Raw genomic sequence first — 23,333 nt, forward strand, 5'->3', positions numbered from 1 at the left:
TCAGGGCAGAAGCATAACCCACACGCCCGGTGCTATCCTCGCTGGCATGAATACATCACTCCCCCTCAGCCTGATTGCGGCATACGCTGAAAACCGCGTGATCGGCATCGACAACTCCATGCCCTGGCATTTGCCGGGGGATTTCAAATACTTCAAGGCCACCACCCTGGGCAAGCCGATCATCATGGGGCGCAAGACCTGGGACTCGCTGGGGCGGCCACTGCCCGGGCGGTTGAACATCGTCGTCAGCCGCCAGCCGGGGCTTGAGCTGGCAGGCGCCGAGGTGTTCGCTTCCCTTGAGGAGGCGCTGGTGCGGGCCGAGCAGTGGGCGCGTGAGCAAGGCGTTGATGAGCTGATGCTGATTGGCGGGGCGCAGCTGTATGGGCAGGCGCTGGAGCAAGGGCTGGTCAGCCGGATGTACCTGACGCGGGTGGAAATGGCACCGGAAGGGGACGCGTGGTTCCCGGCGTTTGATGAGGGGCAGTGGAAGCTGGCGTCGAGTGAGGCGCAGGCTGAAGAAGGTAAGCCTGCCTATCACTTCGAGGTCTGGGACAGGGTTTGAGATTGCCGGGGCTGCATAGCAGCCCTGGGTGACGCGTCAAGTATGGCTCAATTCGGCATGCTCATCGCCCGCCAGCACAGCTTTGTCAGTCTCTTTCAGCAGTTGGCTGGTGACCACGCCCGCCGTCATCGAACCGTTCACGTTCAACGCCGTGCGCCCCATGTCGATCAGCGGCTCCACCGAAATCAGCAATGCCACCAGCTCCACCGGCAAGCCCATGGCCGGCAGCACGATCAGCGCGGCAAAGGTGGCACCACCGCCTACACCGGCAACCCCTGCCGAGCTCAACGTGACGATGGCCACCAGGGTGGCGATCCACAGCGGGTCGAAGGTATCGATGCCCACTGCCGGTGCAACCATCACCGCCAGCATGGCGGGGTAAAGGCCGGCACAGCCGTTCTGGCCAATGGTGGTGCCGAATGATGCGCTGAAGCTGGCAATCGACTGCGGCACGCCCAGGCGGCGGGTTTGCGCCTCGATGTTCAGCGGAATGCTGGCGGCGCTGGAGCGGCTGGTGAAGGCGAAGGTCAGCACCGGCCACACCTTGCGGAAGAAGCGCAGCGGGCTCACGCCAGTGGCGGCGAGGATGATACCGTGCACCACGAACATCAGCGCCAGGCCCAGGTACGACACCACCACGAAGCTGCCCAGCTTGAGGATGTCTTCCATGTTCGAGCTGGCCACTACCTTGGTCATCAACGCCAGCACGCCATACGGGGTCAGTTTCATCACCACGCGCACCAGGCGCATCACCCAGGCTTGCAGGGTGTCGATGGCCGACAGGGCACGTTCGCCTTTCTCGGCATCGTCCTTGATCAGCTGCAAGGCCGCCAAGCCGATGAACACGGCAAAGATCACCACGCTGATGATCGAAGTCGGCTTGGCCCGCGCCAGGTCACCCACCGGGTTGCTGGGGATGAACGAGAGCAGCAGCTGCGGGATGTTGAGGTCGGCGACCTTGCCGGCATAGTCGCTGTGGATAACCTGCATGCGTGCGCTTTCCTGGGCGCCGGCCACCAGGCCTTCGGCGCTGAGGCCGAACAGGTTGGTCAGCACGATGCCGATCAGCGCGGCAATGGCGGTGGTCAGCAGCAGGGTGCCGATGCTCAGCACGCTGATGCGGCCCAGCGAAGAGGCATTGTGCAGGCGTGCCACGGCGCTGAGAATCGAGGCGAAGATCAGCGGCATGACGATCATCTGCAACAGGCCGACATAGCCGTTGCCGACCAGGTCGAGCCAGGCGATGGTGGCCTTGAGCACCGGGTGGCCCGCGCCGTAGATCGTGTGCAGGGCCAGGCCGAAGAGCACACCCAGCACCAGGCCCAGCAGCACCTTCTTGGCCAGGCTCCAGTCGGTACGGCGGGTTTGTGCCAGGCCCAGCAACAGGGCCAGGAACGCCAGCAGGTTAAGGGACAGCGGCAGGTTCATTGAAGCTCCAGCGAAAAAAAGCAAAGGAAGCATCGCCTCTGTGAGCGATTGCGAACGGAAATGCTAACAGGCTGAAAACAAACGAATTTATATCCAAATGGAATGTGCATAGTCGTTTATGGAATAACGGCGTGTCGCAGATTGCAATGAACACGGCGTTTGCAGCTGCATGAAGGTCGTTATCGAGGGCCGTTGACGGGGAATGTTGCACTAGCGTTTCCGGGTCATTTCAGGAGATTCGTACATGAAGCGCGCCCCTAAAGCCGTGGCCCTCGGCCTGTCCCTGCTGTTCAGTATCGAAACCTTCGCCACCGAGCTCAAGCATTGGCCTGCAGAAGCAGCCAAACAGCTCGACAGCATGATTGCCGCGAATGCCAACAAAGGTAATTACGCGGTGTTCGACATGGACAACACCAGTTACCGCTATGACCTTGAAGAAGCCCTGCTGCCATTCATGGAAAACAAGGGGCTGCTGAGCCGCGACAAGCTCGACCCGTCGTTGAAGCTGATGCCGTTCAAGGACACCGCCGAGCACAAGGAAAGCCTGTTCAGCTACTACTACCGGTTGTGCGAAGTTGACGACATGGTCTGCTATCCGTGGGTGGCCCAGGTGTTCTCGGGCTTTACCCTGAAGGAGCTGAAAGTGCAGGTGGATGAGCTGATGGCCTCCACCAAGCCGATCCCCAGCACCTATTACGACGGGGACCAGGTCAAGGCCATCGAGGTACAGCCGCCCAAGGTCTTCAAAGGCCAGGCCGAGCTGTACAACAAGCTGATGGAGAACGGCATCGAGGTGTACGTGATTTCGGCGGCTTCGGAAGAGCTGGTGCGCATGGTCGCGTCAGACCCCAAGTACGGGTACAACGTGAAGCCGCAGAACGTGATTGGTGTGAGCCTGCTGCTGAAAGACCGCACCAATGGCCAGCTGACCACGGCACGCAAGCAGATCAGCGCCGGGCACTATGACGCCAAGGCCAACGAAGGGCTGGAACTGACCCCGTACCTGTGGACCCCCGCCACCTGGATGGCGGGCAAGCAGGCGGCGATCCTGACCTATATCGATGAGTGGAAGAAGCCGGTGCTGGTGGGGGGCGACACGCCGACCAGTGACGGTTACATGCAGTTTCATGGGGTGGATGTAGGCAAGGGCGGTATTCACCTGTGGATAAACCGCAAGGCCAAGTACATGGACCAGCTTAACGGGATGATTGCCAAGAATGCGGCGGCGCAGGCCAAGGAAGGGCTGTCGGTGACGGCGGACAAGAACTGGGTGATCGTGACGCCGGAGCAGATCCAGTAGGCTCATGGTACGTGTACCGTGATTCGATAACTGCCGCTGGAAACACGTTTGCCGTAGCGGTCGTGAATGGCGAACGTGTGACCGGCCAGGGTCTCTTGATGAATGACCGTGGTGTACTCGCCAGAGAAAATGTTCTTGGCTTGCAAATGGACAGGGGGTGCGTCTGATGGAAGAAAGGCGCTGGGGCAATCGGTAAGCACCAAGCGCCCTTGTTCGGCATCCCAGGCATGGCGACAACCAGGTACATGTACCGAGCCCCTGAAACTGATGGCTCCGGTCATTGCACGCTCCTGACCTTGGGTAGAGGTGGGTACCAGGCATGCGTACCCTATGGTCACGCTGTACAGCAGGCTTTTCCAACTCATGGCTGCCATTGCCCCCTAAGGCTGCTTTTTAGGCAGTATGGGAGCGGAAAAGCAAAAAAAACCGGCGCACGGGGCGCCGGTTGGTGTTTTCAGACGCTTCTTACAGGCCTTCCAACATAGCCTTGTTGCGCACAGCACCCTTGTCGGCACTGGTCGCCAGCAGGGCGTAGGCCTTCAGCGCAGTGGTCACCTTGCGTGGGCGTACTTCGGCAGGCTTCCAGCCCTTCTTGTCCTGCTCTACACGACGCTCAGCCAGCTCTTCATCGCTGACCAGCAGGTTGATCGAACGGTTAGGGATGTCGATCAATACCTTGTCGCCATCGCGCACCAGGCCGATGGCGCCACCAGCAGCAGCCTCAGGCGAGGCGTGGCCGATCGACAGGCCCGAAGTGCCGCCCGAGAAGCGGCCGTCGGTGAGCAGGGCGCAAGCCTTGCCCAGGCCTTTGGACTTCAGGTACGAGGTCGGGTACAGCATTTCCTGCATGCCCGGGCCGCCTTTCGGGCCTTCGTAGCGGATGATCACGATGTCGCCGGCCTTCACTTCGTCAGCGAGGATGCCGCGTACGGCGCTGTCCTGGCTTTCGAAGATTTTCGCGGTGCCTTCGAACACGTGGATCGACTCGTCGACACCGGCGGTTTTCACCACGCAACCGTCGAGTGCGATGTTGCCGTACAGCACGGCCAGGCCGCCTTCTTGCGAATAAGCGTGCTCGAAGCTGCGGATGCAGCCGTTTTCGCGGTCGTCATCCAGGGTTTCCCAACGGGTCGACTGGCTGAACGCGGTCTGGGTCGGGATGCCGGCAGGGCCTGCCTTGAAGAAGGTGTGCACGGCTTCGTCATCGGTCTGGGTGATGTCCCATTTGGCGATGGCTTCTTCCATGCTGCGGCTGTGCACGGTCGGCAGGTCGGTGTGCAGCAGGCCGCCACGGGCCAGCGAACCGAGGATGCTGAAGATGCCGCCGGCGCGGTGTACGTCTTCCATGTGGTACTTCTGGATGTTCGGCGCCACTTTGCACAGCTGTGGCACTTTGCGCGACAGGCGGTCGATGTCGCGCAGGTCGAACGCCACCTCGCCTTCCTGGGCGGCAGCCAGCAGGTGCAGGATGGTGTTGGTCGAGCCACCCATGGCGATGTCGAGCATCATGGCGTTTTCGAAAGCCTTGAAGTTGGCGATGCTGCGCGGCAGCACCGACTCATCGTTCTCGCCGTAGTAGCGCTTGCACAGCTCCACGATGGTGCGGCCGGCGGTGAGGAACAGCTGCTCGCGGTCGGAGTGAGTGGCCAGAGTCGAGCCGTTGCCCGGCAGGGCGAGGCCCAGGGCTTCGGTCAGGCAGTTCATCGAGTTGGCGGTGAACATGCCGGAGCACGAACCGCAGGTCGGGCAGGCGCTACGCTCGTACTCGGCGACTTTTTCGTCCGAAGCCGAGGAATCGGCTGCGATGACCATGGCGTCGACCAGGTCCAGGCCGTGGCTGGCCAGCTTGGTCTTGCCGGCTTCCATCGGGCCGCCGGAAACGAAGATCACCGGGATGTTCAGGCGCAGGGCGGCCATCAGCATGCCGGGGGTGATCTTGTCGCAGTTGGAGATGCACACGATGGCGTCGGCGCAGTGGGCGTTGACCATGTATTCCACGGCGTCGGCGATGATCTCGCGGCTTGGCAGCGAGTACAGCATGCCGTCGTGCCCCATGGCGATGCCGTCATCGACCGCGATGGTGTTGAATTCCTTGGCCACGCCACCGGCGCGCTCGATTTCGCGGGCAACCAGTTGGCCCAGGTCCTTCAGGTGCACGTGGCCCGGGACGAACTGGGTGAACGAGTTGGCGATGGCGATGATCGGTTTCTTGAAGTCTTCGTCCTTCATCCCGGTGGCGCGCCACAGGGCACGGGCGCCGGCCATGTTGCGGCCTTGGGTGGACGTCTTGGAACGATAATCAGGCATGAAACACTCCTGGCGGCTTAATCAGGTCACAAAAAGGGGAGTGAGCTTCTCTTGTCCTTTGCGCCGCAGGCCGGTTGCCACTGGCACGGATGAGGCCGAAGACCGCGCGGGATCGCCGCGTGCTTGGCCAGAGCTCATAAACCCGCCGGGGATGACTGGCGATGAATAGGCCGATTCTACACCGCTGGCGCGGCGAGGGAATGAAGATGTGCCTGGTCGGTGAATTTGCCCGTACAGCCGGTACCTGTAGGACGCTTCCGAAACATCCCCCAACGGGCTGACTTGCGCACCTCGACTAACTATCATCCGGCCGCCGCATGTGCGGTTTAACGAGATAACCCTCAATGGACCTTCCCAGTTACCGGTTCCACATGAACCTGCTATCTGGCACTGAGCGCGCCGCCGCCAGGGCTGCCGAAGGCTTGAGTCCGCGAGGCTGAAGTCTGCAGGCGCCTGCGTCGGCGCCTGGAGAACTTCATGCAACATCAAATCGATAAAAACACCCTTCAGTCGAACGCCCATGCAGCCCTGGAGGCCCAACGGCGCGAAGCGACAGAGGACTTTCACAAGGGCGCTTCAATCACCAACCATGTCGGTAACTTGCGCGATGCGACCCTTGGTTTGCTCTACCGAAAGCGCGTGCTATGGCTGGTTTTGCTGGTGTTTGGCAACCTGTTTTCTGGGGCGGGTATCGCCGCTTTCGAGGAAACCATCGCCGCCCATATCGCCTTGGTATTCTTCCTGCCATTGCTGGTGGACAGCGGCGGTAATGCTGGTGCTCAGTCTGCAACGCTGATGGTACGAGGCCTGGCGACGGGTGAAGTGGCCATGCGTGACTGGTGGCGCATGTTGGGGCGGGAGTTCGGGGTTGCATTGGCTCTGGGATGCACCATGGCTGTTGCCGTGGCGTCCTTGGGGGTACTGCGCGGCGGGCCGCAAATTGCCCTGATCGTAGCCAGCAGCATGGTGATCATCGTACTGGTTGGAAGCCTGATCGGCATGAGCCTGCCATTTCTGCTGAGCCGCTTGCGGCTGGACCCAGCGACAGCCAGCGGGCCACTGATTACATCGATTGCCGATGCAGCGGGGGTATTGGTGTACTTCGGGATTGCGACGCACGTTCTGGATATTTGAAGCGGGCCGGGGGCGCAAGGCCCCCGACCGACAGCAATCAGCTGTTTGGCAGCAACCGGCAGGTGATGCTCTTGATGTAACGGGTCTCGGCGATGGCCGGGTGCACCGGGTGGTCCGGGCCTTGGCCGCCGCGCTCGAGCAGCTGCAGGTTGCGGTCCAGGTGGCGGGCGCTGGTCAGCAGGATGTTGTGCAGGTCGTCCTCGGGCAGGTGCATCGAGCACGAGGCGCTGACCAGGATGCCGTCCTTGCTCAGCATGCGCATGGCCTGCTCGTTCAGGCGGCGGTAGGCGGCTTCACCGTTCTTCAGGTCTTTCTTGCGCTTGATGAAGGCGGGTGGGTCGGCAATGATCACGTCGAAGCGCTCTTCGGCGGCCTTCAGTTCGCGCAAGGCCTCGAACACGTCGCCTTCGATGCAGGTCAGTTTCTCGCTGATGCCGTTGAGTGCCGCGTTGCGCTCCACACCATCCAGGGCAAAGCCAGAAGCATCGACACAGAACACTTCGCTGGCGCCGAAGGCACCCGCTTGCACGCCCCAGCCACCGATGTAGCTGAACAGGTCGAGTACACGCTTGCCTTTTACATAGGGGGCCAGGCGCGCACGGTTCATGCGGTGGTCGTAGAACCAGCCGGTCTTCTGGCCTTCACGCACCGGGGCTTCGAACTTGACGCCGTTCTCTTCCAGCGGCACCCAGTCCGGTACTTCGCCGTAGACGGTTTCGACATAGCGCTGCAAGCCTTCGGCGTCACGTGCGGCGGAGTCGTTCTTGAACAGGATGCCGCTGGGCTTGAGCACCTGAACCAGGGCGGCGATCACGTCGTCCTTGTGGGCTTCCATGGTGGCCGAGGCCAACTGCACCACGAGGATGTCGAAGAAGCGGTCGACCACCAGGCCCGGCAGCAGGTCGGAGTCGCCATAGACCAGGCGGTAGCACGGCTTGTCGAACAGGCGCTCACGCAGCGACAGGGCGACGTTGAGGCGGTGAACCAGCAGCGACTTGTCCAGCGGCAGCTTGATGTCGCGCGACAGCAAGCGGGCGCAGATCAGGTTGTTCGGGCTGAGTGCAACGATGCCCAGAGGCTTGCCGTTGGCTGCCTCGAGAACAGCCTGCTGGCCGGCCTGGAAGCCTTGCAGCGGGGTCGCGCTGACGTCGACTTCGTTGCTGTAGACCCACAGGTGGCCGGCGCGCAGACGGCGGTCGGCATTGGCTTTGAGGCGAAGGCTGGGCAGGGACATGACGTCGCTCCGGGAAAAAAGAGCGGGAGTATAACCTGTTGGCCCGAACTTCTGTTCGAGGCGCGACAAAGCGCTTGCGCACTCAACTGGGTTAGAATCCCCCGTCCTAAACGAGTGTGCACGTATGTCCCAAGAACTCAGCGCCGAACAGATCCAGCAAGCCTTGCAAGGCATCACCATCCCGCCGCAACCGCAGATCATGGTCGATCTGCAGTTCGAGCAGTACATGCCTGACCCGGACCTGGAAACCATCGCCAAGCTGATTTCCCAGGACCCTGGCCTCTCCGGTGCCTTGCTCAAACTGGTTAACTCGCCGCACTTCGGCCTGTCCAACAAGATCGGCTCGATCCAGCGCGCGGTGAACCTGCTGGGCAGCCGTTCGATCATCAACCTGATCAACGCCCAGTCGATCAAGGGGGAGATGAGCGATGAGACCATCGTTACCCTCAACCGCTTCTGGGATACCGCTCAGGACGTGGCGAACACCTGCCTGACCCTGGCCAAGCGCACCGGTATCCAGGCAGCGGACGAGGCGTACACACTGGGCCTGTTCCATGACTGCGGCGTGCCGTTGATGCTCAAGCGCTTCCCCAATTACATGGAGGTGCTGGAGGAGGCGTACGCCAAGGCCGGCGAAGAAACGCGCGTGGTCGATACTGAAAACCATACGTTCAACACCAACCATTCGGTGGTCGGCTATTTCACCGCCAAGTCGTGGCGCCTGCCCGAGCACCTCAGTGCAGCCATCGCCAACCACCACAATGCCCTGGCGGTGTTCCGCGACGAGAGTTCGCGCAATACCCAGAGCCAGCTGAAAAACCTGTTGGCGGTGTTGAAGATGGCCGAGCACATTTGCGCGTCCTACCGGGTGCTGGGCAACCAGGCGGTGGACCATGAATGGAATGTGGTGGGCCCGCTGGTGCTCGATTACATTGGCTTGTCGGAATACGATTTCGAAAACCTCAAGCAGAACATTCGCGAGCTGGGCGGGCACTGACACATGCCGGAATTACCCGAAGTAGAAACCACCCGGCGCGGTATTGCGCCGCACCTGGAAGGCCAACGCGTCAGCCGTGTGGTGGTACGCGACCGGCGCCTGCGCTGGCCCGTTCCGGAAGACCTGGACGTACGCCTGTCGGGGCAGCGCATTGTCAGCGTCGAGCGGCGTGCCAAGTACCTGTTGATCAATGCCGAAGTCGGCACGTTGATAAGCCACCTTGGCATGTCGGGTAACCTGCGGCTGGTTGAGCTGGGTTTGCCGGCGGCCAAGCATGAACATGTCGATATCGAGCTGGAGTCGGGGCTGATGCTGCGTTACACCGACCCGCGCCGCTTTGGGGCCATGCTGTGGAGCCTGGACCCGCTGAACCACGAATTGCTGCTGCGCCTGGGGCCAGAGCCGTTGACCGACCTGTTCGACGGCGAACGCCTGTTCCAGCTGTCGCGCGGGCGGTCGATGGCGGTCAAGCCCTTCATCATGGACAACGCAGTGGTGGTGGGGGTGGGCAACATCTATGCCACTGAGGCACTGTTTGCTGCAGGGATTGACCCACGCCGGGAGGCGGGCGGGATTTCCCGGGCGCGCTACCTGAAGCTGGCGATCGAGATCAAGCGTGTGCTGGCGGCGGCAATCGAGCAAGGGGGCACCACCCTGCGCGACTTTATCGGGGGCGATGGGCAGCCGGGGTACTTCCAGCAGGAATTGTTCGTCTATGGTCGCGGCGGGCAGCCGTGCAAGGTGTGTGGCACGGAGTTGCGCGAGGTGAAGCTGGGGCAGCGGGCGAGCGTGTACTGCCCGCGTTGCCAGCGCTAAGGCAAGGGCGAGGCCCTTGCCAGGCGGCGATCAGTCCTTGCCGGTAATGCGGCGGTACTTGGCCATCAGTTGCTCTTCGGTTTCCGGGTGGGCTTCATCCAGCGGGATGCAGTCGACCGGGCAGACCTGCTGGCACTGCGGCTCGTCGTAGTGGCCCACGCACTGGGTGCACAGGTTAGGGTCGATCACATAGATCTCTTCGCCTTGGGAGATAGCCTCGTTCGGGCACTCGGGTTCGCAGACGTCGCAGTTGATGCAATCGTCGGTGATGATCAGGGACATGGGGACTCCGGCCGGGGCTCACCGCCCGGGCATGTTCAACGCAATGGGCACAATTGTGCCGCATTCGCGCCCGCAGTGCACGCGGGCGCGACAATCAGGCGATCAGGGTTACTTCTTGAAGCGTTCGGTCAGCGCGTCGGCCACCACCGGGTGGACGAACTTGCTGATATCTCCACCCAGCGCAGCGATTTCCCGGACCAACGTCGAGGAAATGAACGAATAACGCTCAGAAGGCGTGAGGAACAGGCTCTCGACATCGGGGGCCAGTTGCCGGTTCATGTTCGCCAACTGGAACTCGTATTCGAAGTCGGACACGGCACGCAGGCCACGCAGGAAGACGTTGGCGCCCTGTTCCTTGGCGAAATGCGCCAACAGGGAAGAGAAGCCGATGACTTCGACATTGGGCAGGTGCTTGGTGACCTCACGGGCGAGCTCCACCCGTTGTTCCAGCGGGAACAGGGGGTTTTTCTTCGGGCTGGCCGCCACTGCGATGATCACATGGTCGAACAGCCGCGAAGCGCGTTCGACCAGGTCGCCATGGCCTTTGGTAATGGGGTCGAAAGTACCCGGGTACAACACTCGGTTCATCGCGTCATCCTGGCTGGAGTGCGTTGGGGAGTCGGATGGTAGCGCAGCGACGGCGCCCCGGCCAAGTCATGCGGCCGGCTGATGGCACTATAGACAGGGGGCGTATTCGTTGTCATGCGTTGCGTGCCAGGCGGGCGACAAGTGCTTCGGTGAGCCTGGCGCTGATGGCATACACCGAGAGTTGCGGGTTGGCGCCGATGCTGGTGGGGAACAGCGAACCGTCGTGGACGGACAGGTTTTCCAGCTGGTGGTGACGGCCCAGGCTGTCACACACCGCTTGGCGCGGGTCTTCGCCCAGCGCACATCCCCCCATCACATGGGCGCTGCCCAGGCGTATGCGCAAGGGTTCCAGGCGCAACGTGTCGATCATGGCCAAGGCCTGTTCCAGGCTGGACGTGGCGTTGGCATCGCTGTGCACGGGGGTGACCTGGGTAGCGCCGGCGGCAAACTGGATCTGCGCCATGCTGCGGTAGGCGCGACGCAATCCGTCGCGCAGGTAGTCGGTGACCGGGTAATCGAGCACCGGTGAGCCATCGCCACGCAGCTCCACGGCACCGCCCTGGCTCTCGGGGTGGAAGCCATCACGCAGCAGCGCCAACATCGCATGGGTGTGCGGCAACTCGGCCATACGCTGGGCGTTTTCTTGGCCGTGCCCACCCAGCAGGGTGCTGGCCAGGGCCGGGTGCAACGGCGGCACTTCCAGTTTGTAGCCGACCGGGCCATCCGTGCCGCCTTGCCACTGGAAGTGGTCGCTGTAGATGGACTGCGGGGCGCCGTAGTAAGGGTCGATGCGGTCCTTGAAGCGCGCTGCGCTGAAGTTCACCAGGTGCAGGAAGGTGCGCTTGCCCAGGCGGTCGTGGGGGTCAGGCGCGTCGGAACGCAGCAGCAGGGCCGGGCTGTTGATGCCGCCGCCGGCAAGCAGGTAATGGCGCGCACGGATGCTGACCTGCCTACCGGTGGGGTGTACGCCTTGGGCATCCAGGGCCAGGCATGTGAGGCCCTGGATGCGCTCGCCGTTGTGGGCGAAGCGCTCCGCCCGGGCCAGGTACAGCAGTTCGCCGCCGTGGTCGAGGGCGGCGGGAATACGGGTTACCAACATCGATTGCTTGGCATTCACCGGGCAGCCCATGCCGCAGTAGCCCAGGTTCCAGCAGCCGCGTACGTTGCGCGGGATAATCGCCCAGCGGTAACCCAACTGTTCGCAGCCTCGGCGCAGTACGTCGTTGTTGGCATTGGGTGGCATGGCCCATGGCGTAATGCCCAGGTCCTGCTCCATGCGCTCGAACCAGGGGCGCAGGTCATCTTCGCCCAGGCCCGTCACGCCGTGGGCCGAGGCCCAGTGCGCCAGCGTCTGCGGCGGGGTACGAAAGCTCGACGTCCAGTTCACCAACGTGGTGCCGCCTACGGCGCGGCCTTGCAGGATGGTGATGGCGCCATCCTTGCTCATGCGCCCCAGGCCCTCCTGATACAGGGTTGCATAGGCTTCGTTTTCCAACAGGTGGAAGTCGCTGCTGGTCTTGAGCGGGCCTTCTTCGATCAACAGCACCTTGAAACCGGCGGCGCTGAGCATTTGTGCGCTGGTGGCGCCGCCGGCACCGCTGCCAATCACGGCAATATCGGCCTCCAGCAAAAGGTCGTGCTCCAGGCGTGACGCGTCATGGGTGATCCAGCCGCGTTCGAGGCCTTGGCGAAACGGGTCGGCTACAGGCATTGGCGATGCTCTTGTTGTTTTCAGATTTTCGGTGGGCCCGGGTAACCGCAGGCGGCCCAGGACTCGGGGCGTTCGTACCAGGCCATTTGCAGCAGTTGCAGCAATGAAGCGTGGCCCATGCGTAGCAGGTTCAGTGAGCTGTCCTGCCAACGTTGCAGGAAGGCTGTGACTTGGGTGGCGCTGGCCTGTTCCCAGGCGCCCCAGACACCGGTCAACGGGCCACGGGTAAGCGGCAGGCTGAGCAGGTCGAACAGTTGCCGGGTGAGCTTGAGCATTTCCGGCGACAAGGCCGCCAGCTTGTGGTCGAGGCTGTGCAGCACCGATTTATCGGTGGCCAGCGTGCCGGCCAGCACCACCGGGATCAGCGCACGCAGCAGTGGCAGGTCGTCGTCGCGCAGTAGTTGGTAACCCTGTGCACCGGTTTGCGCAGTGCAGCCGACCAGGCCGGTTGCACTCAGAAAGATGCTGGCGCCAAGGCTGAAACGCAGCAGATCACGACGGTGCACAGGCTGCCCCTCAGTGGATGAACAGCTTGTAGACCAGGCGCTGCAAGGCTTTGCCATAAGGCGGGTAAATCAGCCGCGCGGCGTTGAAACGTTGCTTGGCCAGCACGGCCTTGGCCTTGCTGAAGGTCAGGAAGCCGTCGTGGCCATGGTAGTGGCCCATGCCCGAGGGGCCGATGCCGCCGAAGGGCAGGTCGTCCTGGGCCACATGCAGCAGGGTGTCGTTCAGGCACACGCCGCCAGAGTGGGTGTGGCGCAGCACGTGTTCCTGCCCGGCCCGGTCATACCCGAAGTAGTAAAGCGCCAGCGGGCGCGGGCGTTGGTTGATGTAGGCCAGCGCCTGGTCGAGGCTGTCGTAGGGCACCAGCGGCAGCAGCGGGCCGAAGATTTCGTCCTGCATCACCTGCATGTCGTCACTCACGGCCAGCAGCAGGTGTGGCGGCAGGCGTCGGCCTTGGCGGGGCTCGCCAGGGTACAGGTCGAGCACTTGCGCACCTTTTTCGCGGGCATCATCCAGCAGGTACTGTAAACGCTGCAGCTGGCGTGGGTTGATGATGGCGGTGTAGTCAGGGTTGTCGGCGATGCGCGGGTACAGGCGCTGAACGGCGCGCTGGTAGGCGTCGCTGAAGGCCGCCAGCCGATCACGCGGCACCAGCACATAGTCGGGGGCGACGCAGGTCTGGCCGGCGTTGAGGGTTTTGCCGAAGGCGATGCGCTCGGCGGCAGTGTCCAGGGGCACGTCGTCCGACACGATGGCGGGCGACTTGCCGCCCAGTTCCAGGGTGACCGGCGTCAGGTTCTGCGCCGCAGCCAGCATCACCTGGCGGCCCACGCTGGTGGCGCCGGTAAACAGCAGGTGGTCGAAGGGCAGGCGGGCGAAGCCCTGGCCCACCTCGACCTCGCCGAGTACCACGCTGACCAGGTCGGCGGGAAACACTCGCTCTAACAGCCGCTTCAGTACCTGGCCACTGGCGGGTGTGGCTTCGCTGAGCTTGAGCATGACCCGGTTACCGGCAGCCAGCGCGCAAGTCAGCGGGCCGATGGCGAGGAACAGCGGGTAGTTCCACGGCACGATGATGCCGACCACCCCCAGCGGTTGGTATCGCACCTGCGCGCTGGCTGGCTGGAAGGCCAGACCAACGCGTCGCCGGCTGGCGCGCATCCAGCGCTGCAGGTGTTTTTCGGCGTGGCGCAGGCCCTGTATCGAGGGCAGCAACTCGGCCAGCAAGGTCTCGTCGGCGCTGCGTCCGGTAAAGTCCTCGCTGATGGCCTCGATCAGTTCATCCTGGCTGGCCAACAGGGCTTCACGCAGGCTTTTCAGCCATTGCCGACGCTGGGCGGCCGGTGGCAGGGGGGTACCTGCAAAGGCCTGGCGCTGGGCTGCGAACAACGCTGCAAGGTCGAGGTCGGATTGCACAGGGGGCAAGGCACTGGGCGAGTTCATGGCGGTGTCGAGTCCGGGCAGGGAATCTCTAGAGCCTATACTCTAATCTGCACGATGGTGCGAATTTTTCCACGTGTTCGAACGGTGCATTCCACCTGCAATACGCCGTAAGATGGCCCTTTGAAGAAGGCCCGCAGACTGGGAGCTGAGCATGGCCCCGCGCATGAAGACCCGAGAGCGCATCGTGCAGAACAGCCTGGAGCTGTTCAACCAGCAGGGCGAACGCAGCGTCAGTACCAACCACATTGCCGCGCACATGGAAATCTCGCCCGGCAACCTGTATTACCACTTCCCCAACAAGCAGGCGATCATCGCCCTGTTGTTCAGCCAGTATGAAGAGCTGGTGGACAGCTTCCTGCGCCCGCCACAAGGCCGCGCGGCCACCGTGGAGGACAAGCGCTTTTACCTCAAGGCCTTGCTGGCCGCCATGTGGAACTACCGCTTCCTGCACCGCGACCTGGAGCACCTGCTGGACAGCGATGCCGAACTGGCCGCCCGTTACCGGCGCTTTTCCGAGCGCTGCCTGCGCCAGGGCCAGGCGATCTACCGTGGCTTTGTCGAGGCGGGCATTCTGGCCATGGCGCCGGCACAGATCGAGTCGCTGACCATCAATGCCTGGATCGTGCTGACATCGTGGGTGCGTTTTCTCAGCACCACGCGTGAACATTCCGCGCATTTGGGTGAAGAAGCTTTCAAACGCGGCGTCTATCAGGTGCTGGTGCTGGAGCTCGGCTATGTGACCGACAACGCCCGCGCTGCCGTGGACGCCTTGTGCCAGGAATTCCATGTACCGTTCAACCAGGCCCTGGAGTTGTAGCCCAGGGCCCAAGTGCCATCGATCAGGAGATTGTCATGCCCCTTGCGCAATTGATCACCCCGCAGCAGTTGGCCGAGCGCCTGGACGCGCCCAAGCTGGTGATTCTCGACTGCCGCTTTGCCCTTGAGGATGTGGACTACGGCCAACGCAGCTATGCCCAAGGGCATATCGCTGGGGCGCATTTTGCCGACCTTGACCGCGACCTCAGCGGGCCGGTGAGCAAGGGGCGCACCGGGCGCCACCCATTGCCCGATGCGCAGCGGCTGGTCGCGCGCCTGCGTGAGTGGGGCCTGGACAACGACAGTGAGGTGGTGCTGTACGACGACGGCCCCGGTGCCTTTGCCGCCCGTGCCTGGTGGCTGTTGGTCTGGCTGGGCAAGCGCAGCGGTGTGGCGATTCTCGACGGTGGCCTGAAGGCCTGGCATGCCGCGCACCTGCCGCTGAGCCTGGACCCGCCGCCCAAACGCGAAGGCAACTTCAAGGGCGAGCCGGACGCCAGGCTGCTGATCGATGCCGACCACCTGGGCAAGCGCCTGGGTAGCAGTGACCTGACCTTGATCGATGCGCGTGCCTTGCCGCGTTTTCGCGGTGAAGTGGAGCCGATCGATCCGGTGGCGGGGCATATTCCCGGGGCCCAGTGCGCAGCGTTTACCGACAACCTGGGGGCTGATGGGCGCTTTTTGCCGGCGGAGCAGCTCAAGCAGCGCTTTGCCGAAAAGCTGGCCGGGCGCGCGCCAGAGCAACTCGTGTCTTATTGTGGGTCTGGGGTGACGGCTTGCCACAACCTGTTTGCGCTGGCGCTGGCGGGGTACCCGTTGGGCAAGCTGTATGCCGGGTCCTGGAGCGAGTGGATCAATGATCCGGAGCATGGCGTAGCCACTGGCGAGTAATCGGTAAGCGCCCTATTGGCCGTCCACCAGCCACTGCGGAATCCGCCGCTCCAGGTAGTACCCCGGATTTCGCAGGCTGCCATCGACAAAGCCCACATGACCACCGCGGCTGTGCAGTTCGAAGCAGGTTTGTGGCGCCAGCTCACGGGCCGTTGGCAGGCTATGGCCGGACACGAACGGGTCATCGCTGGAATGGATGATCAGCGTTGGCGTGCGGTTCTGGCCGAGGAAGAAGTGGCTCGATGAGCGGCGATAGTAGTCGTGCGCATCGCGAAAGCCGTTGAGTGGTGCGGTGACTTTGCCGTCGAAGTCCCAGAATGTGCGCAAGTTGGTCAGTTGCCCCAGGCGCTCCAACGCCGCCAGCCGATCGTGCTGACCCTGCTCGTGGAAGTGCCGCTGTTTGAGCTGCACATACGCCAGCATTTCGCGCATGAAGTGCGCCTGATACACCTTGGAAAACCCCTGGCCGATACGGTCTGCACAGTGGTCCAGACGAAAGGGCACCGACACGGCAACCGCTGCTTCCAGTTGGCTGGCAACCCCGCTTTCGCCCAGGTATTTCAACAGTACATTGCCGCCCAGCGAGTAGCCCACTGCATACAGTGGCGTCAAGGGGCGTTGGGCGCGCAGGTGGCTGACAATTTCCGCCAGGTCTTCACTGGCGCCGGAGTGGTAGCTGCGTGGTAACAGGTTGGGTTCGCCCGAGCAACCGCGCCAGTTCGCTGCCACGCTGGCCCAACCGCGCCCTTGCAGCGCTTGCTGCAAGCCTTTCACATAGGGCGAATGTGACGAGCCGGTCAGCCCATGCAGCACAAGCACCAGTGGTGCATGAGGTTCATGGGGGCCATGCCAGTCGAGGTCGATGAAGTCGCCGTCGGCCAGCCACAGCCGCTCGCGGTTGCGCTGCAGTTCAGGCAGCTTGCGCCACAGGGGCCCCCACAGGGTTTGCAGGTGGGGATTGGAAAGGCCGGTGGCCGGGCGAAATGTGGCACTTTGGCTGGGCATACTGGGCGACTCGTGATGTGCCTGCCTAGAGTGCCATGAAAAAGCGCCACAGTACCTGCGCTATTGGTCGAGATCTGGCAGAGGTTGCTGCTTGGCCGATGGACCGACGCTGACCAATACTCTTTTCGTCAGATCGAGCCTGCGCCGCATGACGGCGCTGATATCGGCCGGTGTCAGCGCGCGGATGCGCTCGACGTAGGTGTCGAGATGGTCCGCGGGTTGGCGTTGATAGGTGACCTCGGCCAGCAAGTCCGCCAGGTTCTTGTTCTGCGCCACGGCCCGTAATAGTTGCCCTGCCAGCTGTATCCGTGCCAGTTGCAGCTCGGCCTGGGTTGGCCCTTGCTCGATGAAGTCACGCAGCAAGGCATCAACCAGTTGAGCTGAGCTTTGCGCATGCTTCGGTGCAATTTCCCAATCGATGGTGAACAGCCCGCCAGCACTCATGGGCGTCACTTTGGCATGAATGCCATAGGTCAAGCCGCGACGTTGGCGCAGTTCCAGCATCAGGCGGGACTCTATACCCGCCCCCAGCACGGTGCTGGCCAGTGCCAGGGCAGGGTATTCAGGATCATTGGCTGGCACATTCATGGGAAGCGCAAGCAGGACGGCGGTGCTGGCACCAGCCTGCTCAATGTTGATCGTTGCGCTGGTCGCCGGTGGTATGACGGGCAGTTCAGCTGCGGACCAGCCTTGGGGCAATGCCTGGCTAACGCGCTGTGAAATGGCTTGGGCAGCCTCGGGCGAAAGGTCTCCAATCAGCACCATTTCGAGGTTGCTGGCACAGTAAGCACGCTGATGGAAACGCCTCAAATCTGCAGAGGAAATGCCTTCGATGCCTTGATCGGTGCTCCCGAGTGGATTGCCATAGGGGTGGCCTTGGAACAGATGTCGATAGGCTTCGCATCGCGCCCTGAGATAGGGGTGTCGTTCGCGAGATGCGTTGTGCTGCATCAGCTGGCGCTTGGTTTTTTCCAACGCCGAAGGCGTGAACGCAGGCTGTGCGACAAGGTCGATGAAGAGCCCCAATGCAGGATCAAGCAGTGTTTTCGTGCTGAGGCTGCGCAGGCTCAGAGTCGCGTGCTCCAGGCGAATATGCTTTTCCATGATCGCGCCCAAGCGTTCCAGCTGATCTGCCTGCTCGATCGCGGTGAAATGCTGGCTGCCCTCATCGAGCATGTACAACGTCAGGGCTGCCAGTCCGTGTTGGGCGGTGTCCTGGGTCGTGCCTGCCTTGAACTGCAATATCATGTCCACGATCGGTAGCCCGTGGGCTTCGACGAACTTCACCTTCGTGCCGCCTTCGGTTGTCCAGGTTTGCACCGGCGTTTGAAGGGTTTCGAACTGTTCCAGGTCAAGCCCTCGGGCTGAGGCCAAGCCGCGAGGAATGCCGTCGGCTGCGTCAGGCTGCTGTGCAACTGAGTCCAGGTTATTCATCGGCACTTTCCTTGTGATGCATGAGGGTGATTGATGTGCGGGCCTTGGTCAGGAATTCATGGGCGACTTCGCCGACCTGCTCGGCTGTCACGGCTTCGATGGTTTGGCATTCATCCCCCAGTGCAACCGGGTCCAGGCCGCAGGCGGCCTGCATGCCAATGGCATGAGCCTGTTTTGCGATGTCATCCTTTTCGTATACCTGCCGCGCTATCAAGCGCGCTTTGGCGCGTTGGAGGTCTGCTGCGGCCGGCGCCGACTGACAGAACGCTTCGATTTCGAGCGTAAGCCTTTCTGCTGCGGTTTCAGGGGGGACTTGTGGGCTACAAAGTGCATAGAGGGTCAATAGGCTGTCGCCTCGCTGCCAAGGCTCGTAGCTGGCCCTGAGGCCCGACAGTAAGGGATTGTCCAGCACCATGCGGCGCTGCAGGGTGCTGGCATGGCCTTGGGCAAGGATGTCGGGCAGCAACCGCAGGGCATACGCCTGAGCGTCACAGGTGGCGGTACATTGGCTTGGGAGATTGAAACTGGTGATCGCTCCGCTGTACAGGCCTTGCAATCGCAGGGTTTGAAAGCGCCGAACAAGCCCTGCTGGCGCTGTGGGGATTTGCTGCGCGGGCAGGCGATGGGCGGGGATCGCTGCAAAATGCCGTGTGACCAGCGTCTGCAACTGAGGCAGGGTAATGTCGCCGGCCACTGCAAGTGTGGCGTTGTTGGGGTGATACCAGGTCTGATACCAAGTGCGCGCAGCCGCCAGGCTCGTGTGGCTTAGGTCGGTGTCATGGCCGATCACAGGGGTACCATAGCCGCTGTCGCCGTAGGCAAGCATCAGGTGATACTCCAGTGCCAAGGCCCAGGGGTTGTTATCGACTTCCTCTCGTCGCTCGGCCATGACTACCGCCAATTCACGAGCAAAAGGAGCATCGGCTAGGGTCGCGCTGGCCATGACGTCGGCCATTGCCTCCAAGGCGATTTCCAGACGATTGGCGGGCAGTGTCAGAGGAAAAACAGTGGCATCGGAATGAGTGAACGCATTTGGCTCGCCGCCTAGGCGGGCCATGAGGGTGGAATATTGGCCCGCAGCCAGCTTGCTGCTGCCCTCGAACAAAAGATGCTCCAGGGCATGCGACAGGCCGGTGTGGCCTTTGGGCTCGTAACTGGAGCCAACGTGATACCACAGTTGCACGCTGACCAATGGCGCACGCTGGTCTGTACGCAGATAGACGCGCAGGCCGTTGGTTAGCGTGAAAGAACTTACCGCGCCGGTCGGTATGGGCGGGGAAGGGTGTTCGGTCATGGTTGAAGTGCTCCTGCAAGAACGAAGGAGCAGCTTCAGCCATGTGGTCGGCGGGCTGGGGGTAACTAAGTAGCCAACCTTGGGTTAAACGGTTAGTCCCGCTGCCAGAGCGCGTAGTGCACTTGACCGGTTTTCTTCTCGCGGTGCAGGCGCCAGTTGCCTGGCAGTTGCAAGGTTGAAGGCGCGGCTTCGCTTTCGGTGTAGACCCACGCCTGTTCGCGCAGCCACTGGTTCTGCTCCAGCAGGTTGCAGGTGTTGGCCAGCAGGTCCTGGTGGAACGGCGGGTCGAGGAACACCACATCGAACTGCTGCTTGGCCGGGCCTTGCAGGTAGCGCAGGGCATCGGTTTGCAGGATCTGCCCACGCGGGCAGCGCAGGATTTCGAGGTTGTTCTTCAGGTTGGCGATGGCCGCCGGGTTGCTGTCCAGCGCCACTGCGTCTTCCGCTCCGCGCGACAGGGCTTCGAGCACCAGGGCGCCGCTCCCGGTGAAGGCGTCCAGCACGCGGGCGCCTTCGATGTAAGGGGCCAGCCAGTTGAATACGGTTTCCCGCACGCGGTCGGGCGTTGGCCGCAGGCCTTCGCCTTCCGGTACCGCCAGGCGACGGCTGCGCCACTCGCCGGCGATGATGCGCAGGTGGCCCTGGCCCTTGCTTTGGCCCGATTGCGGGCGGGCGGGAGGGGTGGATCTTGGCATTAGTGCTCCGGTACTCCGAGCGGCTGCTCGGAGGGCTTGTCAGTGGGGGCTGGCAGCGGTTTTTGTGGCACTTTCGGGCCAACGGTGACGATCACCAGTTTATCGGCTGACAGGTGTTTGTTCATGGCCGCCTTGACCTGTTCGACGGTGAGGGCCTGGGACTGCTGCATGAAGTCCTCCAGCCAGGTCAGTGGCAGGTTGTAGAAGCCGATTGCACCCAGTTGCCCGACGATGCTGGCGTTGCTGGCATTGGACAGCGGGAAGCTGCCGGCCAGTTCACGCTTGGCATCGTCCAGCTCTTGCTGGGTAGGGCCATGTTTGAGGTAGTCGGCAAGAATGTCCTGCACCAGCTTCAGCGTGCCTTCGCTCAGCTCGGCACGGGTTTGCAGGTTGATCATGAACGGGCCGCGCACCTGCATCGGGCTGAACACCGAGTACACGCCGTAGGTCAGGCCGCGCTTTTCACGTACCTCGCTCATCAGGCGGGTGCCGAACGCACCGCCGCCGAGGATCTGGTTGCCCAGCGACAGGGCTGGCCAGTCCGGGTCCTGGCGGTCGATACCCAGTTCGGCCAGCATCAGGTGGGTTTGCTTGGACGGGAAGTCGATGTGAGTCAGGCCAGCCTTGGCGTCAGTGGGCTGGGCTGGCGCGGCCAGTGCCGGGCCCTTCGGCAGGCCGGCAGATACCTGGGCCGCAATGGCTTCGGCTTCCGCGCGGCTCAGGTCGCCGACCAGCGCGATGACCGCGTTGCCACCGGTATAGGCTTTGGCATGGAAGGCGCGCAGCTGTGCCAGGGTGATGCCGTCGATGCTTTCGGCGGTACCGTCGCTGGGGTGGGCGTAAGGGTGATCGCCGTAAAGCTTGCCGAACAGCGCCTTGCCCGCGATCTTGCCGGGGTTTTGCTTTTCGTATTCGAAGCCGGCCAGCATCTGGTTCTTGATGCGCTTGAGGGCGTCCTCGGGGAAGGTCGGCTTGCCCGCCACCTCGGTAAACAGCTTGAGAGCCGGTTCGCGTTTGTCCTTGGCGCTGAGGCTGCGCAGCGAGGCCACGGCCATGTCGCGGTAGGAGCCGTTGCCAAAGTCCGCGCCCAGGCCTTCGAAGCCTTCGGCGATGGCGGTCACGTCCTTGCCGGCAACGCCCTCGTTGAGCATGGCGTTGGTCAGTGCGGCCACGCCTGGCGTAACGCCGTCCTGGCTGCTGCCGGCGGCGAAGGTGACGCGCAGGTCGAACATGGGCAGTTCGCGGGCTTCTACGAACAGCACACGGGCGCCTTCGGCGGTGTTCCAGTGCTGAATGTTCAACTGGCGCCGGCTGGGTGCCTTGCCATCCAGCTCGGCCAAGGACTGCAAGGTGTTGGCTGGGCGAGCGGCGCTGTTGTCGGCCTTGGCGGCGTTGTCGGCCATGGCCGGGGCGGCCAGCACGGTCGCCAGCGCCAGGGCGCGGATGCCGGTGGCCAGCAGGGTTGGGCGTGGTGCGCGGCAATCACTCATGAGCGGACTCCTCGGGCAGTACATGGGCAACGCTCAGGCGTTCGCGGGTGAAATAGGTGCGCGCGGCGTTCTGGATGTCCTGCGGGGTGACACGCTTGAGCTCGTCCAGCTCGCTGTCGATCAGCTTCCAGGACAGGCCGACGGTTTCCAGCTGGCCGATGGTGGTGGCCTGGCTGCTGATGGAGTCGCGGTCGTAGACCAGGCCGGCGATGACCTGGGCGCGAACGCGTTCGAGCTCTTCGGCAATGGGCGGGGTGGTCTTGAGTTCTTCAAGCAACTGCCAGATGCCTTTTTCGACATCGGCGAGGGTTTTCTGCTTTTGCACGTTCGGCGTAGCCGAAATCAGGAACAGGCTGTCGCCGCGGGTGAAGGCGTTGTAGCTGGAAGAAGCGCCGGCCACCAGCTCCTGACCACGCTCCAGGCGTGCCGGCATGCGGGCGCTGTAGCCGCCATCGAGCAGGGCCGAGATCAGGCGCAGGGCGTGCACGGTCCGCGGGTCCTTGGCGGTGGGCAGGCCGGGCACGTTGAAGCCGTAGATCAGGCTGGGCAGTTGGGTGCGTACATGCAGGGTCAACTGGCGGTGGCCAGGTTCGGCCAGCTCCAGGGGCAGTTTGGCCGGTGGCACGGCGCGCTTGGGAATGCTGCCGAAATACTTCTGCGCCAGGCCCTTGACCTCGTCGGCGGTAACATCGCCGACCACCACCAGCGTCGCGTTGTTGGGCGCGTACCAGGACTCGTACCAGTGACGCAGCTCCTCGACCTTCATACGTTCAAGGTCGGCCATCCAGCCGATGGTCGGGGTGTGGTAGCCGCTGGCTGGGTAGGCCATGGCGCGGAACAGCTCAAACGCCTTTTGATTGGGCTGGTCGTCCGTACGCAGGCGGCGCTCTTCCTTGATGACCTCGATTTCGCGGCTGAACTCGTCGGCGGGCAGGCGCAGACTGGCCAGGCGGTCAGCCTCCAGCTCCAGGGCTACCGGCAGGCGGTCGCGGGCCAGCACCTGGTAGTAAGCGGTGTAGTCGTCGCTGGTGAAGGCGTTTTCGTCGGCGCCCAGGTCACGCAGGATGCGCGAAGCTTCGCCGGGGCCGACCTTGGCGCTGCCCTTGAACATCATGTGTTCCAGCGCGTGGGACAAGCCGGTCTGGCCCGGGGTCTCGTAGCTGGAACCCACCTTGTACCAGATCTGCGAGACCACCACCGGGGCGCGGTGGTCTTCGCGCACGACCACTTTCAGGCCATTGTCGAGGATGAATTCGTGGGTGGGTTGCACATCGGCGGCGAGGGCCGCGAGCGGCAGGCAGAGCGTGCCGAACAACAGGCCAGCGGCGCGGCGGGCTAGAGCATTCATACGGTGTTTAACCTGTTCGGCGGCCCGCTGGGTTTAGCGTCGACGGGCCAGGAG

22 protein-coding genes are annotated in these 23,333 nt (G+C 62.9%); 7 read left to right on the top strand and 15 right to left on the bottom strand.

Features of this window, described 5'->3' with window-relative positions:
• Window positions 1-46 precede the first annotated feature (46 nt).
• A complete protein-coding gene (locus D906_RS06790; RefSeq protein ID WP_027614831.1) occupies window positions 47-562 on the top strand; it encodes a dihydrofolate reductase in 516 nt (171 codons plus the stop codon).
• A 36-nt stretch (window positions 563-598) separates the two neighbouring features.
• Here D906_RS06790 and D906_RS06795 read toward each other — a convergent pair whose 3' ends face one another.
• Entirely contained in the window at window positions 599-1,990 is a 1,392-nt protein-coding gene (locus tag D906_RS06795; protein WP_016712541.1) for an L-cystine transporter, read from the bottom strand.
• Between the two features lie 244 nt (window positions 1,991-2,234).
• On the opposite strand from D906_RS06795, the gene D906_RS06800 reads away from it, so the two are divergent.
• Entirely contained in the window at window positions 2,235-3,290 is a 1,056-nt protein-coding gene (locus D906_RS06800) for a phosphorylcholine phosphatase (protein ID WP_025752222.1), read from the top strand.
• Between the two features lie 2 nt (window positions 3,291-3,292).
• Here D906_RS06800 and D906_RS26445 read toward each other — a convergent pair whose 3' ends face one another.
• Together D906_RS26445 and ilvD are read right to left on the bottom strand one after the other, a co-directional pair.
• On the bottom strand, window positions 3,293-3,571 hold the full coding sequence (locus tag D906_RS26445; protein ID WP_033693760.1) for a hypothetical protein: 279 nt from the start codon (window positions 3,569-3,571) through the stop codon (window positions 3,293-3,295).
• A 184-nt stretch (window positions 3,572-3,755) separates the two neighbouring features.
• The gene (gene ilvD, locus D906_RS06805) at window positions 3,756-5,597 is read right to left on the bottom strand and encodes a dihydroxy-acid dehydratase (RefSeq protein WP_019097922.1); all 1,842 of its coding nucleotides are present in this window, start codon (window positions 5,595-5,597) and stop codon (window positions 3,756-3,758) included.
• Between the two features lie 477 nt (window positions 5,598-6,074).
• Between ilvD and D906_RS06810 the strand changes: the two genes are divergently transcribed.
• Complete coding sequence (locus D906_RS06810) at window positions 6,075-6,731, top strand: magnesium transporter (protein WP_016712539.1); 657 nt, start codon at window positions 6,075-6,077, stop codon at window positions 6,729-6,731.
• Window positions 6,732-6,768: 37 nt separating this feature from the next.
• Here the strand turns inward: D906_RS06810 and D906_RS06815 are convergent, their stop codons facing one another.
• Window positions 6,769-7,965: a class I SAM-dependent rRNA methyltransferase gene (locus D906_RS06815; protein ID WP_027614832.1), complete on the bottom strand. Its 1,197-nt coding sequence runs from the start codon at window positions 7,963-7,965 to the stop codon at window positions 6,769-6,771.
• Window positions 7,966-8,143: 178 nt separating this feature from the next.
• Here D906_RS06815 and D906_RS06820 point away from each other — a divergent pair, with 178 nt between their 5' ends.
• Window positions 8,144-8,962, top strand: coding sequence for an HDOD domain-containing protein (locus D906_RS06820; protein WP_174244685.1), 819 nt, complete (start codon window positions 8,144-8,146; stop codon window positions 8,960-8,962).
• Window positions 8,963-8,965: 3 nt separating this feature from the next.
• Window positions 8,966-9,778: a bifunctional DNA-formamidopyrimidine glycosylase/DNA-(apurinic or apyrimidinic site) lyase gene (gene mutM / locus D906_RS06825; RefSeq protein WP_016712536.1), complete on the top strand. Its 813-nt coding sequence runs from the start codon at window positions 8,966-8,968 to the stop codon at window positions 9,776-9,778.
• A gap of 30 nt (window positions 9,779-9,808) precedes the next feature.
• Here the strand turns inward: mutM and D906_RS06830 are convergent, their stop codons facing one another.
• The 5 genes from D906_RS06830 to D906_RS06850 all read right to left on the bottom strand — a co-directional run bounded on the left by D906_RS06830 (window position 9,809) and on the right by D906_RS06850 (window position 14,306).
• Entirely contained in the window at window positions 9,809-10,060 is a 252-nt protein-coding gene (locus tag D906_RS06830; protein WP_016489663.1) for a YfhL family 4Fe-4S dicluster ferredoxin, read from the bottom strand.
• A gap of 108 nt (window positions 10,061-10,168) precedes the next feature.
• Window positions 10,169-10,648, bottom strand: coding sequence for a pantetheine-phosphate adenylyltransferase (coaD, locus tag D906_RS06835; protein ID WP_003249065.1), 480 nt, complete (start codon window positions 10,646-10,648; stop codon window positions 10,169-10,171).
• A 112-nt stretch (window positions 10,649-10,760) separates the two neighbouring features.
• The gene (locus D906_RS06840; RefSeq protein WP_027614833.1) at window positions 10,761-12,359 is read right to left on the bottom strand and encodes a GMC family oxidoreductase; all 1,599 of its coding nucleotides are present in this window, start codon (window positions 12,357-12,359) and stop codon (window positions 10,761-10,763) included.
• A 20-nt stretch (window positions 12,360-12,379) separates the two neighbouring features.
• A complete protein-coding gene (locus D906_RS06845) occupies window positions 12,380-12,865 on the bottom strand; it encodes a hypothetical protein (RefSeq protein ID WP_027610006.1) in 486 nt (161 codons plus the stop codon).
• Window positions 12,866-12,875: 10 nt separating this feature from the next.
• On the bottom strand, window positions 12,876-14,306 hold the full coding sequence (locus D906_RS06850) for a coniferyl aldehyde dehydrogenase (RefSeq protein ID WP_027614834.1): 1,431 nt from the start codon (window positions 14,304-14,306) through the stop codon (window positions 12,876-12,878).
• 151 nt (window positions 14,307-14,457) lie between these two features.
• Between D906_RS06850 and D906_RS06855 the strand changes: the two genes are divergently transcribed.
• Together D906_RS06855 and D906_RS06860 are read left to right on the top strand one after the other, a co-directional pair.
• Window positions 14,458-15,123 carry a TetR/AcrR family transcriptional regulator gene (locus tag D906_RS06855; RefSeq protein WP_019097917.1) on the top strand — a complete coding sequence of 222 codons (666 nt, stop codon included), beginning with the start codon at window positions 14,458-14,460 and terminating at the stop codon, window positions 15,121-15,123.
• 35 nt (window positions 15,124-15,158) lie between these two features.
• On the top strand, window positions 15,159-16,013 hold the full coding sequence (locus D906_RS06860; RefSeq protein WP_019097916.1) for a sulfurtransferase: 855 nt from the start codon (window positions 15,159-15,161) through the stop codon (window positions 16,011-16,013).
• Window positions 16,014-16,025: 12 nt separating this feature from the next.
• Here D906_RS06860 and D906_RS06865 read toward each other — a convergent pair whose 3' ends face one another.
• The 6 genes from D906_RS06865 to D906_RS06890 all read right to left on the bottom strand — a co-directional run bounded on the left by D906_RS06865 (window position 16,026) and on the right by D906_RS06890 (window position 23,279).
• Window positions 16,026-17,018 (bottom strand): hydrolase, encoded by a 993-nt coding sequence (locus tag D906_RS06865; protein WP_019097915.1) that lies wholly within the window; start codon window positions 17,016-17,018, stop codon window positions 16,026-16,028.
• 60 nt (window positions 17,019-17,078) lie between these two features.
• On the bottom strand, window positions 17,079-18,452 hold the full coding sequence (locus D906_RS06870) for a pitrilysin family protein (protein WP_027614835.1): 1,374 nt from the start codon (window positions 18,450-18,452) through the stop codon (window positions 17,079-17,081).
• Entirely contained in the window at window positions 18,445-19,746 is a 1,302-nt protein-coding gene (locus D906_RS06875; protein WP_019097913.1) for a pitrilysin family protein, read from the bottom strand. Before D906_RS06875 ends, D906_RS06870 begins: the two co-directional genes overlap by 8 nt.
• A gap of 92 nt (window positions 19,747-19,838) precedes the next feature.
• A complete protein-coding gene (rsmD, locus tag D906_RS06880) occupies window positions 19,839-20,441 on the bottom strand; it encodes a 16S rRNA (guanine(966)-N(2))-methyltransferase RsmD (RefSeq protein WP_016712527.1) in 603 nt (200 codons plus the stop codon).
• Window positions 20,441-21,931 carry a pitrilysin family protein gene (locus tag D906_RS06885; protein ID WP_016712526.1) on the bottom strand — a complete coding sequence of 497 codons (1,491 nt, stop codon included), beginning with the start codon at window positions 21,929-21,931 and terminating at the stop codon, window positions 20,441-20,443. Before D906_RS06885 ends, rsmD begins: the two co-directional genes overlap by 1 nt.
• Complete coding sequence (locus tag D906_RS06890) at window positions 21,924-23,279, bottom strand: pitrilysin family protein (RefSeq protein ID WP_027614836.1); 1,356 nt, start codon at window positions 23,277-23,279, stop codon at window positions 21,924-21,926. Before D906_RS06890 ends, D906_RS06885 begins: the two co-directional genes overlap by 8 nt.
• Between the last annotated feature and the right edge of the window lie 54 nt (window positions 23,280-23,333).

It is taken from the genome of Pseudomonas sp. LAIL14HWK12:I1 (assembly GCF_003202095.1).
Taxonomy (GTDB): domain Bacteria; phylum Pseudomonadota; class Gammaproteobacteria; order Pseudomonadales; family Pseudomonadaceae; genus Aquipseudomonas; species Aquipseudomonas monteilii.

What these genes read in the sequence shown, in the direction of transcription:
- D906_RS06790 (WP_027614831.1), top strand. Translation starts at nt 47, where the DNA reads ATGAATACATCACTCCCCCTCAGCCTGATTGCGGCATACGCTGAAAAC.
- D906_RS06795 (WP_016712541.1), bottom strand. Translation starts at nt 1,990, where the DNA reads ATGAACCTGCCGCTGTCCCTTAACCTGCTGGCGTTCCTGGCCCTGTTG.
- D906_RS06800 (WP_025752222.1), top strand. Translation starts at nt 2,235, where the DNA reads ATGAAGCGCGCCCCTAAAGCCGTGGCCCTCGGCCTGTCCCTGCTGTTC.
- D906_RS26445 (WP_033693760.1), bottom strand. Translation starts at nt 3,571, where the DNA reads ATGACCGGAGCCATCAGTTTCAGGGGCTCGGTACATGTACCTGGTTGT.
- ilvD (WP_019097922.1), bottom strand. Translation starts at nt 5,597, where the DNA reads ATGCCTGATTATCGTTCCAAGACGTCCACCCAAGGCCGCAACATGGCC.
- D906_RS06810 (WP_016712539.1), top strand. Translation starts at nt 6,075, where the DNA reads ATGCAACATCAAATCGATAAAAACACCCTTCAGTCGAACGCCCATGCA.
- D906_RS06815 (WP_027614832.1), bottom strand. Translation starts at nt 7,965, where the DNA reads ATGTCCCTGCCCAGCCTTCGCCTCAAAGCCAATGCCGACCGCCGTCTG.
- mutM (WP_016712536.1), top strand. Translation starts at nt 8,966, where the DNA reads ATGCCGGAATTACCCGAAGTAGAAACCACCCGGCGCGGTATTGCGCCG.
- D906_RS06830 (WP_016489663.1), bottom strand. Translation starts at nt 10,060, where the DNA reads ATGTCCCTGATCATCACCGACGATTGCATCAACTGCGACGTCTGCGAA.
- coaD (WP_003249065.1), bottom strand. Translation starts at nt 10,648, where the DNA reads ATGAACCGAGTGTTGTACCCGGGTACTTTCGACCCCATTACCAAAGGC.
- D906_RS06840 (WP_027614833.1), bottom strand. Translation starts at nt 12,359, where the DNA reads ATGCCTGTAGCCGACCCGTTTCGCCAAGGCCTCGAACGCGGCTGGATC.
- D906_RS06850 (WP_027614834.1), bottom strand. Translation starts at nt 14,306, where the DNA reads ATGAACTCGCCCAGTGCCTTGCCCCCTGTGCAATCCGACCTCGACCTT.
- D906_RS06855 (WP_019097917.1), top strand. Translation starts at nt 14,458, where the DNA reads ATGGCCCCGCGCATGAAGACCCGAGAGCGCATCGTGCAGAACAGCCTG.
- D906_RS06860 (WP_019097916.1), top strand. Translation starts at nt 15,159, where the DNA reads ATGCCCCTTGCGCAATTGATCACCCCGCAGCAGTTGGCCGAGCGCCTG.
- D906_RS06865 (WP_019097915.1), bottom strand. Translation starts at nt 17,018, where the DNA reads ATGCCCAGCCAAAGTGCCACATTTCGCCCGGCCACCGGCCTTTCCAAT.
- D906_RS06870 (WP_027614835.1), bottom strand. Translation starts at nt 18,452, where the DNA reads ATGAATAACCTGGACTCAGTTGCACAGCAGCCTGACGCAGCCGACGGC.
- D906_RS06875 (WP_019097913.1), bottom strand. Translation starts at nt 19,746, where the DNA reads ATGACCGAACACCCTTCCCCGCCCATACCGACCGGCGCGGTAAGTTCT.
- rsmD (WP_016712527.1), bottom strand. Translation starts at nt 20,441, where the DNA reads ATGCCAAGATCCACCCCTCCCGCCCGCCCGCAATCGGGCCAAAGCAAG.
- D906_RS06885 (WP_016712526.1), bottom strand. Translation starts at nt 21,931, where the DNA reads ATGAGTGATTGCCGCGCACCACGCCCAACCCTGCTGGCCACCGGCATC.
- D906_RS06890 (WP_027614836.1), bottom strand. Translation starts at nt 23,279, where the DNA reads ATGAATGCTCTAGCCCGCCGCGCCGCTGGCCTGTTGTTCGGCACGCTC.